Source organism: Paenibacillus sp. P13VS, from assembly GCF_015143645.1.
In the GTDB taxonomy this organism is placed as follows: domain Bacteria; phylum Bacillota; class Bacilli; order Paenibacillales; family Paenibacillaceae; genus Paenibacillus; species Paenibacillus xylanilyticus_A.
Genome location: NZ_WYEV01000007.1, coordinates 274,787 through 287,318 on the forward strand (window position 1 = coordinate 274,787; position 12,532 = coordinate 287,318).

Here is a 12,532-nt window from a genome sequence, read left to right on the forward strand (position 1 = left end):
ATCCAGTTTAAACTTCTATAGCTAACTTGCTTGTTCTTCTATTATATAACACCGACGTGGACGGGTCTAAACAGCAGACCCTTCAAAAATGCGCATAAAGCATGCTCTGGGCGGCTCCAGCAGGCAAACAGCCACACCAGGACAATCAATGCTTACTAATGGTGCAACCTGCTCCTTCATTCTATGACCGATGATGGCGAATATAACTGTCAGTCACCCAAACGTGACAAATTGGGGCTATTTTTTATTTTTGTGCGAATTTCGAAGGAATCCTCGGGAGCTTTCACATACACTATAGCAAACGAAAATCGGCTCATTCTTGACCAGCGCGGACGTTTTCCAGACTTACTCTGCTTTTTATGGTATAATATAACAATTGATTCCCACTACCGTTTAAGCGAGGCGGATTGATGAAAACGTTGAAGCCAAGAGTCTTTATTGGCTGCTCGCTGGAAGCGAAGCCGATTGCAGCCGCAGTACACGAAAATTTGCGTTTCTCAGCCGAAGTTACTCCTTGGTACTCCGGTGTTTTCAATCCAAGCAGCTATACGATGGACGATCTGGAAACAGAGGTGCGCACGACGGACTTTGCCATTTTTATTTTTCATCCGGATGATATATCCAAAATTCGCGGGAAGTACTATGCATCTGTCAGGGATAATACAATGCTGGAAATGGGTTTGTTTATGGGCCGTTTGGGACGAAAGCGTATTTTTTTCATTCTTCCGGAGGATATTACAGACATCAAGGATGCTGCAAAAATCGAGGGCTTGCGTATGCCTACTGATCTTCTTGGCTTGAATCCACTGGTCTATGAGATTCGTTCTGATGGCAAGTGGGCGCCAGCCGTGTCGGTTGCATGCTCCAAAATTGCTGACAGTATAGAAGAACAAGGACGATGGGTAGATCCAGAATTGGAGAAAATCATCAATCAGCATAAAGTGACTGAAGGAGAAGCACGGCTGCAATTGCTAAAGCTTCTGAGGTTCTTCAGAGAGTTGCTGCGGGTTCGCAAAGCGGATGCCGTCATGCTCGACCGAATGAGTGATGCCCTTCGTACGGCATTTGTGTCCCATCCTCCATTCGCAGTACGTGGTACAGCCATATACCGTACAGATGACAGTGGTTATATCGAGCAATTATGTGGTAATGTAGGGGAACCGGGGAGAAAATATGAGTTGTCTGCCAATGACGACAAAGAGCCAGATGACCCAAAGCGCATTCTGGTCATTGATTCTTACCGTGAAAATAAAATCAAGATTAACCTGTATGACGATTACCTTGAGAAAGAATATCTGCTATGCTATCCTGTAGCCAAGAGGTATGTGATTACGGTTCATATTATTGGACATATAGAAGCGGATGAGGCGGTATTTCAACAGATTGACCTACAGAATCGTCAACTGTTCAACGCCATCAACGATTTGTTAGGAGGCGAACCGGAATGAAACCGGAAATGAAAAAAATAAGCAAGCGCTGGGGCAGCGAAAAAAAGGTACGCCTCAGCTCTGCGCCCGAATCATCACGACCGGTTCCGGAACCTAAGGAAGAAGATCGTTTCCACAAACCGGCCGTCCCGCTAATCACGATCGGCCCCTCGCTTAAGGGGAAGGAACGACCTTATAAGGTCATCCTGGAAAAAGAAGCTCTGTACGAGAAACCTCAATATTTAGCTTAACTTTCTATGCATTGTTCTTCATCCTGCCGCTGAAATCGGCAGTACGTTCAGGCCCCGCCGCCCAAGGCAGGGGCTTTTTTGTTGACCATTCTCCCGCAATTAAACCAACCAACCGGAAATGAACACCTCTCCCCACTAACCTCGGAAAGCTTAAGAATCCAGTGCTGCAATTGCATTAGGCCATTTCTTACGCTCTTAGGTTTCCTGCATAACCCAGAAATTATACCTAAAATTTGGAGTATGCTTGTCCTGATCAATCATGCCCATCATGAATGTACATGGCCTGCTGAAAGCCCAGTCCCATTTTTTTCTTGTTGTATTCCGTATCATCATTGCATATATTGATTATAATATAAGAACACATGTTCTGTAAATATATATGTTCGAATTCAAGGTTAAGGAAGTGAATGTATGTCATCCTCCCCTTCCGCCCCATCTCCTACGGATGAAGACCATCGATTGGTTAAAAGCCTTGTCGTGCATACCCTGCTGCTGGATGTGCTTGAACGGGATATTCACACCCTGGATTCACTTCTGCTGAAAATGTCCGAGGTGTACGTTCTATCCCTGACCCGCATTCAAAATCAGGTACTACAAGAAATGCTGGCAGTTCGGCAGCAGATGCGGAAACGCGGTGTCAAAATTCTTGAGGAAAAACGTGAACAGGATGGCATCGAAACCGTCTACCTGTGCAGGGGATATTGGCAGCGGTTCTACATGCTCTGGACGTTCGCACGTAATGAAGTCAAGCAAGAACTCAGCCGACATCTGCATATTGATCTGACGCAGCGCATGTAGCTTGAACCGGAATACAGGTTGACCCGAAGCGGCCGGGTTCATTAAGATGGAATGGAACGTTATCGTTATCAACGATGAACCTATATTAGACGTGGAATGAATTCTTTCTAAAACAAAAAAAGCCTGTCGTCTATACTAAGGCGAATAGACTCTATGATTAGAAAATTTCCTCAGACGTCTCATTACTCAAGGAGTTGTACTTCATGAATTTGAATACGGGTAACCAACCATCCACCAGATATACAGGCATTGCCGCAGATGTCACGGAGTTGATCGGACAGACGCCTGCTGTAAAACTGAACAGGCTCACAGGCAGCGACTCTGCTGACGTATATGTCAAACTGGAATATTTCAATCCAAGCGGCAGTGTCAAGGACCGTGCCGCTTACAATCTGATCGTTCAGGCTGAACGGGCAGGGCTGCTGCTTCCCGGCGCAACCATCATCGAACCTACCAGCGGCAATACCGGCATCGGTCTCGCCATGAATGCTGCAGCCAAAGGATATAAGGCCATTCTGGTCATGCCTGACAATATGTCCAAGGAGCGCATCAACATTCTGAAAGCCTATGGCGCAGATGTCGTGCTCACTCCTGCGGCTGAACGGATGCCCGGGGCTATCCGCAAAGCGAAAGAGCTTCACGCTGACATTCCGGGCAGCTTCATTCCGCAGCAATTCGAGAATCAGGCTAATCCGGACATTCACCGGGTTACGACTGCTCCCGAGATTATGCAGCAGATGGAGGGCAAGCTGGATGCCTTCATTGCAACCGCGGGCACAGGGGGCACCATTACCGGTACCGGTGAAGAGCTGCGCAAGCAGCTGCCGGATATCCGGATCTATGCGGTGGAGCCCAAAGGTTCACCCGTGCTCTCCGGCGGCGAGCCCGGTCCCCACAAGCTCGTCGGTACAAGTCCGGGGTTCATACCGGACATTCTGAATACCGACGTGTGGGACTCCATTATCCAGGTGTCCGATGAGGATGCACTGGATACCATGCGGCAGCTTGCTGCCCGGGAAGGGCTGCTGCTCGGCCCTTCATCTGGTGCTTCGGCCTGGGCCGCACTGCGCATTGCGCGAGAATTGGGGCCAGGTCACCGAGTGCTCTGTATTGCGCCGGATACCGGGGAACGGTATTTGAGCATGGGTATTTTTTAACACAACATAATCTGTACTCCCAAAAAAGGCTGTCCCTTAAGTCATTATGTTGACTGAGGACAGCCTATTTGCGTTCACTTCCTCCAAGAACCTGATACACGTTTAGCAAAGAATAAGAAGGGAAACTCCACTTCAGGCACCCTCAATATCATATCAAAATAAAAAATAAGCTCTTGCTCACCTACAGATGATTCATCTGCAGAGAACAAGAACTTATTTCGATAAGGAAGCATTTTAAGAACATGCAACTAAACCAATCAGTGTGTCAACGTGGTCCATTCCACACCTTTGGGAAGCAGGGCTGCAATGCGGTCTTTGGCTTCCTTTTTGGTATACAGCGATTCATCGAGAATAACCGCAGAACCCGAGTCACTGCTTGTGCGAATCAAACGTCCCAGACCTTGCTTCACGCGCAGCAGCATGTATGGAAGATCAATCTCTTCGTACGGCGCCGTCGATGCACTGCGTTTAGCATTGAATACAGGATCCTGCGGAGGATACGGGAGCGACCAGATCATGACATTGGATAATGAAGGGCCCGGAACGTCCAGCCCCTCCCACAGATTGACGGAGCACAGCACACTCTCCTCATCCTGCTGGAACGCTGCAATCAGATCACTGATCTCCCGGTCGCCTTCGTACATGAATCGCAGTCCCTGCGCTTCCGGAACATGAACGATGTCCTGTTTAAACGTTAACAGCTCTTCCATGGTACGGAACAGAATAAGCGCACGGCCGCCACTTTCCTGAAGCATCGACACAGCCTCTCGCATCCGATTTTCGTTCTCCGGGTGACCGGGTACGGCTTGATCTGTAATCTTCATCTGCATTTTATCCGCATAGTCATATGGAGAAGCAACCGAGAATGATACAAAATCATCAATCCCCAGACTGTCTGCCACATAACGGAAGGAATTGTCCACAGACAAGGTTGCCGATGAGAATACAATGGGAATCCCGGTATTGAACACGCGCTCGTTCAGGATTTCTTTTACCGTGCGAGGCATGATGGACAGTGTCGTCTCGTCCTCATTCTCTTCAGCCCAGCAGATGTAGCCATCTTCCTTGCGGAACAGGGACAATGCTGTCTGAATCATATCCAGATGTTCTTCCACTACTCGCATCTGATACCCATCCAGCGAGAACAATCCGCTCTCGAATACCAGCTCTTCCCCAATCGCATCCAGCACACTGGTCAGACGTTCAATTTCACGCAGCAGTGGCGCTTCTACACGAACTTCCTTCCGTTCTGAGCCTGGAATTGCCACCGTATACGTATCCAGCAGTCTAAACAGTCGCTCACTGCTCTCAATCGCTTCGTCCACACGCTCTGCAAGGGATTCACGAATCTCCCCCTCCAAAAGCCGGGTAACCAGTTCCTCGAAGATGCGGTGTTTCAGTTTGTAGCTGAGTGCGTTCAGCGCTGCCTCTTCCAGCAGATGTCCTTCATCAAAGACAACCGAGCTGTGATCAGGCAGCAGCGGCAGCTGTCCTTCGCGTTTGCGGGCCTCATAGGTCCACACATGCTCCATGTAGTAGTCGTGGGAACAGATGATGATGTCCTTGGAGCGGCGATAGTGATCACGTGATAACGTCAGTCCGCAGCGCTGTCTTTTTGGACAAACAAAGCAATCCTGGAATGGGTCCCAGTTGATCTTGTTCCACTGGCGATCGTTCAAATGCGGATACTGTTTGCGGTCACCATAGGGATGGAAAGCCTGAAGCGTTCCAGGTGTATTCACGAAATCCGGCAGGCTCTCATGCACTTCTTCAATGACAGGCGCATCCTCGTCCGCGAATCTTACCGCACTTAATTTGTTCAAACAAACGTATTGATCTGGTGATTTACCTAGACGAGCGTCCACCTGAAGATCCAGATGTTCGGCCAGCTTCGCAATATCTCCGCCCGGCTTCACCAATTGTTCAATCAATGACTCATCGGCGCAGGCAATCACTGCCGGTTTGCCCGTATAACGTGCATAACATACCGCATAGAGCAGGTAGACTAACGTCTTGCCTGTCCCTACACCGGCCTCAGCCATGATGGTCTTTTTATCTCCATAGGCCCGTTCGAGCTGGTACGCCATAAAAATCTGTTCATCCCGTACCTCGAAGCCGGACTCTGGCAAAATATCGTAGAAAACATCGGCCACCCACTCTCCCAAACGGGATACAAAGGGCTCTGCCGGGTCATATGCAAAAGGATAACGTTGTGTAGACAATCCTTGGTCAGCCTCCATTCTTATACAAGCAGCCCTTTACATTTTTCGTTCAAAAAAAGGCCGCTGGGCAAAAGTTAATTATCTCACGCCATGAGGTAAGTGACAAGCTTTTTTTACTACAAGGAATGTATAGAACAAGGATCCAGGGAAAATATATATTCGAATCCATCAAAAGGAAAGGCGGTGCTCCATGAATCATCATTCTTCACAATCAGAGCATTCCCCAGACAAGTCACCAGAGACTTTAACGGATCGTCAGGGCCATCCCATCACGGATAATCAGAATGTCCGAACCGTCGGCAGCCGGGGACCGACTACGCTGGAGAATTATCATTTTCTCGAAAAGATTACGCATTTTGACCGTGAACGTATTCCTGAGCGGGTGGTACATGCACGTGGTGCTGGTGCTCATGGCATATTCGAAGCGTACGGAACAGCCGGTGATGAGCCTGTATCCAAATATACGCGAGCTCGTCTGTTTCAGGAGAAAGGCAAACAAACCCCTGTGTTTGTCCGGTTTTCCACGGTAATCCATGGTGGGCATTCACCAGAGACGCTCCGTGACCCGCGTGGCTTCGCTGTGAAATTTTATACCGATGACGGCAACTGGGATCTTGTTGGCAACAACCTGAAAATCTTTTTCATTCGTGACCCGCTGAAATTCCCGGATATGGTACATGCCTTCAAACCGGATCCGTTGACCAACGCACAGGACATGGAGCGGTTTTTCGACTTCGTTTCGCTTAGTCCTGAAGCTACCCATATGATTACGTTCCTCTTCTCTCCATGGGGAATACCGGCCAATTATCGTCAAATGCAGGGATCGGGCGTCAATACATACAAATGGGTAAACCAAGAAGGCACGGGCGTGCTCATTAAATATCACTGGGAACCCCTGAAGCAAGGCATACGGAACCTGCTGCAAAAAGACGCGAGCGAGATTCAGGGACAGGAATTCAACCATGCCACCCTGGATCTGTATCATGCGATTGAACAGGGCGATTACCCGGAATGGGAACTGTGTGTTCAGATCATGGAAGACGGCGAACATCCGGAGCTGGACTTCGACCCACTCGATCCGACCAAGCTGTGGCCGCCAGAGCAATTTCCGTTTTTGCCTGTTGGAAAAATGACCTTGAACCGCAATCCTGAGGATTACTTTAACGAAGTGGAACAAGCTGCTTTTGGCACAGGAGTTCTCGTGGATGGGCTCGATTTCTCGGATGACAAATTGCTGCAAGGGCGTACCTTCTCCTACTCGGATACCCAACGTCACCGGGTTGGTGCGAACTATCTTCAGCTGCCTGTGAATGCTCCCAAAAATCGCGTAGCTACCAACCAAAGCGGTGGTCAGATGCAGTACAAGGTTGATCGTGCGCCAGGACAGAACCCGCATGTGAACTACGAGCCTTCTTCTCTGGGTGGTTTGTCCGAGGCAGCTCCACGCGGCAAGGAGCATGAACCTCTTGTTGAAGGTCGACTGGTTCGGGAGAAAATTCCGCGTCCTAACGACTTTGGTCAAGCCGGTGATACATACCGGGCGTTCGAAGATTGGGAGCGAGAGGAACTGGTCAGCAACCTGGTAGGTGCACTCTCCAAATGTAAACCGGACATTCGTGAACGCATGATCTCACACTTCACTCAGGCCGATGCCGACTACGGTCGTCGTGTAGCTGAAGGACTGGCGTCTGTGCCGACCGATGACAGTGCCACGGTTCAGCCGAAACATGAACCAGGCGCGGAAGAAGCATCCCGTCGCAGTCATGAAGCTGATCCTTACTAAAAGTCGAAACAAGGACAGCTGGTGACAGAAGAGATTAACACGTAGTACCGTACCCGAGATTTAACTTCGATCTTGACGTGATATGGCCAGTGCCCCAATAGTCCATCTGCCTAAAGCAGCTGCTATCGGGGCTTTTTGAGTTATACCCATGGACAAATACTTTTCCAATCAAGTCTGACCTTTCCAAGTTTAATGTAGTCGAGGTTCATTTCGGTCGATCAACCTTGTTTTCATGCCATTTTGTCATCCTGGTGCCCCCTTCCCCGCGTTCATTTCAGACGATTGCTCGTTAAATGAAGGCGATCAGCCAATGTAAGGATTATGCATCACTTTTTAAATAGCAGCACTTGTGACCTCGACATCTGACATACCGGCTTGTATAGGTGACCCAATGAAATGATTATTGTTGATAACGCTTACACGTTTTACGATGAACCTGTGCCCTACCGAAATACACTATCCCATTAACCAAGGAGGTTTTACAATGAAATGGTTCCCTTCTGTTTCTACTTATCCATCCGTATGCTCTGAACGTTCATGGAAATCAAAAATGGCTTATCTGTGTTTGAGTACCGCTTTTCCTCTAATGCTATTAGGTGGTGGATTAGCTGGTGCGATGGAACTTACGGAAAGTGGTGTGCAAAATTCGTCGGAACAGTCAGCCGCAACAACTCCTGCTGCACTCGCTGCTGGTGATTTATATGTCGCTCCTAACGGATCAGCAAACAATCCGGGAACGCTGGCCAGCCCGACTACACTTGCGAATGCACTGACCCAGATCGCTCCGGGCAAAACCATATTTTTGCGCGGCGGAACCTATAATTTCTCGGAAACTGTTACGATTGAGCGAGGCAACAGCGGCACGTCTGGACAGCGCAAAAATCTGGTCGCTTACGGTACGGAAAAGCCTGTCTTCGATTTCTCCGCCCAAGCTTTCTCATCCACCAATCGGGGTTTGCAGATGTTCGGGGATTATTGGTTGGTTAAAGGGCTAGAAGTGAAAGGCGCGGGCGATAACGGAATTTTCATCGGTGGTAGCTACAATCGCCTGGAACAGATTGAAGCTCACCATAATCGCGATACGGGCATCCAGCTGGGACGATATGCCTCCACTGCTGCCAAGAGTGAATGGCCAGCCTACAATGAGATTATTCGCTCCTATTCCCATAACAACTACGATCCGGATGATGGAGAGGATGCAGACGGTTTTGCCGCCAAATTAACGGTGGGCCCAGGCAACCTGTTCGACGCATGTATCGCTGCCTATAATGTGGACGATGGCTGGGATCTCTACAGCAAAACGGATACGGGGGCTATTGGCGCCGTAACGATCCGTAACAGCATAGCATATGCCAACGGCGCAACATCAGATGGTACATCCACCTCCAACAGTGATGGCAACGGCTTCAAGTTGGGCGGCGAGAAAATTGCCGTGAATCATATTGTGGAAAACAGCATTGCCTTTAATAATAAAAAACATGGCTTCACATACAACAGTAATCCCGGTTCCATTCAGATGAAAAACAACACGTCCTGGAACAACGGCCAGAGCAATTTTGCCTTCGATGTCGGCACCCATCTTTTCACCAACAACCTGTCCTTCCAGGGCGGCGCCAGTGACAAAACAAGCGGAACGGACGTCAGCAGCACCAACGTCTGGTGGAAAAACAAAAAGAGCGTAAATGACAAAGGCCTGCTCGCGAGTGCAGACGACTTTGTCTCCCTAGTACCATCTGTAACTCGCAGCAGCGATGGGACGCCAGTACTGGGTAATTTCCTGAAGCTTGCTGCAGGCAGTGATCTGATTGGCTCGGGTACGCCATCCGGTACAAATATTGGGGCGAGGTAGTTGGTATGTCGTTTTGAGTTAGATTAAAATCTGTATATTGAGTGCACATGTGGAGTAAAATGTAACCGTCTAAAGAAGAACCCCTTTCACGATACCAGCCAAATTAGCTGGTTTTGGTGAAGGGGGCTTTTGAGCTGCTTTGCAGATCCTGCTGACTTATGAATTTTCGCTATTTCTCCTGTGGATATATAAATACATAATTACTCTCATCCGACTTCTCTTCGGAGAAAACAAAATCTAACCGATCAAAGCTTCTAATCTCCTGCACATCTGTAATCTTACGCTCAGCCATATACCGCACCATCTCACCTCTGGCCATTTTGGCGCGGGTTGCCTTTTCAACCAACTTTCCATTAACCATTTGTCCAAATACACAATTGATAAATCGGGTTTCCTCGCTCAGAAAAGGAATGATATTTTTGCTGTACTCTTTGGAAGCCAAATTCAGAATACAATTGCTTTCTGACTGAAGCTGATCTGCAAGCTTGCTGCCCCAGAATTGATAAAGCGAGCTGAAACCCGGACCTTGCAGTTTGCCCTGCATCTCCAACCGATAAGGTGTAACCCCGTCCAAAGGCCGCAACATGCCATAAAAACCGGATAATATGCGCAAATGCTGCTCCAGATACGCCAGTTCTTCCTGCTGAAAAACACCCGCTGCCATATACTGATACTGAATGCCCTCATAGGCATAGATGGCTGGCGTAAGATTGGCTTTTAGATTCATTTTTTGAATACGTTCCATGTTCTGTTCGGCGATTGCATCATTACACTTCCATAACGCTTTGAGCTCGTCATAGGATAACTTTTGAAGCACACTCAACAGCTGTTCTGACTCGTTTATAAAACGCGGCATCTGCGCGCTGGTCATCAGATCGGTATCGATCTTCATCTTTTTGGCAGGTGATATGATAATTCTCATCGTGCTGATCCATCCTTAATCTACCGTTGTTTTTATCGTTATTCATTGTACAGGATTGGACAGGCGAATCCAATGGTGAAGCATATTTTCCTCTCATGTCTATGTAGAATAACTTGGAACAAAAAGAATGGAGTATAGGTTACCATTTCAAAATGAACAATCGATCGAACCCACATTGTCTGGCATAGGCCCTTGCTACTAGACCAAAGCAAGAACTTATCAATATGCTATTAGCTGAAGTTGGGCCCATATTCTCATGGTCACCATGAGCTGTTTTGTTATGATTATATACGATGTATTTGAATTGCTATTTTTCAAAGAGAAAGGGTGCCGCTTTTTATGTTTGTTTTTCATTTACTGCTCGCTCTCGCACTTTTGGGCGGTTCAGGCAGCTCCAATGACGTCACATCTACACCACTGGAAATCACTCCGTTACAGCCTCATCCTGCTGATTCTGAGCTTGTCTTGGAATCCGGTTTACAGCCTTTCCGGGCCGAACTAACATACAAAGGACTTAAGCCAGATTATAATCCATTCGAGCAAGCTGCCAGTGACCTTCAGGATAAGCTTTTTGAAAGTGAACCATCACCGCTTCTGTCCGAACCTGGAGATACAGGTACATTTGATTACGGCGGACAACTTCAATTGTTAAAAGCTGTGCCTCTGAAGCAAAGTATTGAATTCGGGCCATTAACGATTCATATTATGGATGTTCAATTATTAGAGGCTCTTGAGATTCCTGAGGAATCCCGAAAAAACATTTCTATTCTGAATCAAGAAGATATCGGTCCTGATATGACTTATATCAAAATCGTCTACAGTGTAGAAAATACCACGGATCAAAATATCGGATTTTACGGGTTGAATTCCATTCATCCCAATACGGGTAAACCCATCTCAGCAGATCGTAATTTCATGAGGAAGCCTTATGTTTATCATCAATATGACGGCGTAGTCGTGGATAATATGGGCTATGGTTTCGTATATACAGATGACCCTGACAAGCTGGAATCCATTGAATTGGTTTTCAACAGAATCTATGACTATGACACCGGAGAGACCATCGTAGAGCCTACTTCATTGAATATTCCTATCACGGTCCAACAGTAATAATAAATTTATAAGCTTATATTTGCTTCCATACTAAGATATCATTTGTCCGCGATAACATCATTGTTAAACCCCAGCCACGTGCCTGCAGAAGAGCAGAGTACACAGCTGGGATTCTTTGTTTTTATTAAGAAAATGTATTTGCTCTAGCTACTGCCTCAACCTGTCTCATCTCGTAAAATCGTGCTGCCCAATCGTCAGGAGAGTCGGCCTGCTTTTGCTCCATAGCGAAGTTGCAATCTTCGGATTGTAATAATAGAGCGCACCATTCGTCGGATCAGCACCATTCAAAGCTTTACGCGCTGCCTTATAAGAAGTAGCCGTCGGCTTTGTATTGAACTGACCATCATCAATTGCAGTGAACTGCCCTTTCTGGAAAATCACCTGCGGGATGGATGACGGGAATGCACTGGATTGCACCCGATTCAAGACGACCGCCCCTACAGCAACCTGTCCTTCAAAGGATTCCCCACGCGCCTCCCCGTGAATTAGCTTCGCCAACTGGCGCAGCGTCTCACCTTCGGCTTTGGCCTTTTTGTTCAGTCTATTCAGTGTCGCCGGGCCTGCAATTCCATCCGCGCTCAGGCCCTGAGCCTGCTGAAATTTGCGTACAGCGCTTTTGGTAATGGAACCGTAATATCCGGTCAATCCGGCTTTGAAGTAACCCAGATCCCGCAATTGCTCCTGCAATTGCAGCACATGCTCACTTTGAACGCCCTTCTCCAGCTTCTGGGCTCCCGCAGATGGAGCTGCCATCGTGAGACCAAGAGCAATCGCAAAGGCACTGAGAAGTAAACTGACTCGTCCTGCTCTTTTGCCAGCCTTTTTCCCCCTCCGATGAGTTACTGCCCGACTCACCGTGATCGGTTCCATGTTGCCAGCAATTTTGCTTAATTCTAACCTATAGGCCCTGATCAGTTCATTGGCACTTTTCGTTCCACTCACCTTATGCTTTTTAGCCATTGTATTCGTTTGATCCATTTTAATACTATTTTTCATGATTCGATTAACCT

Annotated in this window: 10 protein-coding genes; 7 read left to right on the plus strand and 3 right to left on the minus strand. The window is 47.8% G+C overall.

What is annotated here, in order from left to right; genetic code table 11:
* Window positions 1-410: 410 nt before the first annotated feature.
* The 4 genes from GUA98_RS19495 to cysK all read left to right on the plus strand — a co-directional run bounded on the left by GUA98_RS19495 (window position 411) and on the right by cysK (window position 3,633).
* On the plus strand, window positions 411-1,448 hold the full coding sequence (locus GUA98_RS19495) for a nucleotide-binding protein (RefSeq protein ID WP_095290334.1): 1,038 nt from the start codon (window positions 411-413) through the stop codon (window positions 1,446-1,448).
* Complete coding sequence (locus GUA98_RS19500; protein WP_095290332.1) at window positions 1,445-1,678, plus strand: hypothetical protein; 234 nt, start codon at window positions 1,445-1,447, stop codon at window positions 1,676-1,678. The genes GUA98_RS19495 and GUA98_RS19500 overlap by 4 nt, the downstream gene beginning before the upstream one ends.
* A 411-nt stretch (window positions 1,679-2,089) precedes the next feature.
* A complete protein-coding gene (locus GUA98_RS19505; RefSeq protein ID WP_193724149.1) occupies window positions 2,090-2,476 on the plus strand; it encodes a hypothetical protein in 387 nt (128 codons plus the stop codon).
* A 203-nt stretch (window positions 2,477-2,679) separates the two neighbouring features.
* On the plus strand, window positions 2,680-3,633 hold the full coding sequence (gene cysK / locus GUA98_RS19510) for a cysteine synthase A (RefSeq protein ID WP_193724150.1): 954 nt from the start codon (window positions 2,680-2,682) through the stop codon (window positions 3,631-3,633).
* 257 nt (window positions 3,634-3,890) lie between these two features.
* Here cysK and GUA98_RS19515 read toward each other — a convergent pair whose 3' ends face one another.
* Window positions 3,891-5,855 (minus strand): ATP-dependent DNA helicase, encoded by a 1,965-nt coding sequence (locus tag GUA98_RS19515; protein WP_227779825.1) that lies wholly within the window; start codon window positions 5,853-5,855, stop codon window positions 3,891-3,893.
* 190 nt (window positions 5,856-6,045) lie between these two features.
* Here GUA98_RS19515 and GUA98_RS19520 point away from each other — a divergent pair, with 190 nt between their 5' ends.
* Window positions 6,046-7,638, plus strand: a complete 1,593-nt coding sequence (locus GUA98_RS19520; protein ID WP_193724152.1) for a catalase — start codon at window positions 6,046-6,048, stop codon at window positions 7,636-7,638.
* Between the two features lie 616 nt (window positions 7,639-8,254).
* Window positions 8,255-9,487: a right-handed parallel beta-helix repeat-containing protein gene (locus GUA98_RS19525; RefSeq protein ID WP_227779868.1), complete on the plus strand. Its 1,233-nt coding sequence runs from the start codon at window positions 8,255-8,257 to the stop codon at window positions 9,485-9,487.
* Between the two features lie 169 nt (window positions 9,488-9,656).
* On the opposite strand, the gene yaaA is transcribed toward GUA98_RS19525, so the two are convergent.
* A complete protein-coding gene (gene yaaA, locus GUA98_RS19530) occupies window positions 9,657-10,409 on the minus strand; it encodes a peroxide stress protein YaaA (protein WP_193724153.1) in 753 nt (250 codons plus the stop codon).
* Window positions 10,410-10,748: 339 nt separating this feature from the next.
* On the opposite strand from yaaA, the gene GUA98_RS19535 reads away from it, so the two are divergent.
* Window positions 10,749-11,519 (plus strand): hypothetical protein, encoded by a 771-nt coding sequence (locus GUA98_RS19535; RefSeq protein WP_153979324.1) that lies wholly within the window; start codon window positions 10,749-10,751, stop codon window positions 11,517-11,519.
* Between the two features lie 168 nt (window positions 11,520-11,687).
* Here the strand turns inward: GUA98_RS19535 and GUA98_RS19540 are convergent, their stop codons facing one another.
* A complete protein-coding gene (locus tag GUA98_RS19540) occupies window positions 11,688-12,518 on the minus strand; it encodes a cell wall hydrolase (RefSeq protein ID WP_227779827.1) in 831 nt (276 codons plus the stop codon).
* Window positions 12,519-12,532 lie beyond the last annotated feature (14 nt).

What these genes read in the sequence shown, in the direction of transcription:
- cysK (WP_193724150.1), top strand. Translation starts at nt 2,680, where the DNA reads ATGAATTTGAATACGGGTAACCAACCATCCACCAGATATACAGGCATT.
- GUA98_RS19500 (WP_095290332.1), top strand. Translation starts at nt 1,445, where the DNA reads ATGAAACCGGAAATGAAAAAAATAAGCAAGCGCTGGGGCAGCGAAAAA.
- GUA98_RS19495 (WP_095290334.1), top strand. Translation starts at nt 411, where the DNA reads ATGAAAACGTTGAAGCCAAGAGTCTTTATTGGCTGCTCGCTGGAAGCG.
- GUA98_RS19520 (WP_193724152.1), top strand. Translation starts at nt 6,046, where the DNA reads ATGAATCATCATTCTTCACAATCAGAGCATTCCCCAGACAAGTCACCA.
- GUA98_RS19535 (WP_153979324.1), top strand. Translation starts at nt 10,749, where the DNA reads ATGTTTGTTTTTCATTTACTGCTCGCTCTCGCACTTTTGGGCGGTTCA.
- GUA98_RS19505 (WP_193724149.1), top strand. Translation starts at nt 2,090, where the DNA reads ATGTCATCCTCCCCTTCCGCCCCATCTCCTACGGATGAAGACCATCGA.
- GUA98_RS19525 (WP_227779868.1), top strand. Translation starts at nt 8,255, where the DNA reads ATGGAACTTACGGAAAGTGGTGTGCAAAATTCGTCGGAACAGTCAGCC.
- yaaA (WP_193724153.1), bottom strand. Translation starts at nt 10,409, where the DNA reads ATGAGAATTATCATATCACCTGCCAAAAAGATGAAGATCGATACCGAT.
- GUA98_RS19540 (WP_227779827.1), bottom strand. Translation starts at nt 12,518, where the DNA reads ATGAAAAATAGTATTAAAATGGATCAAACGAATACAATGGCTAAAAAG.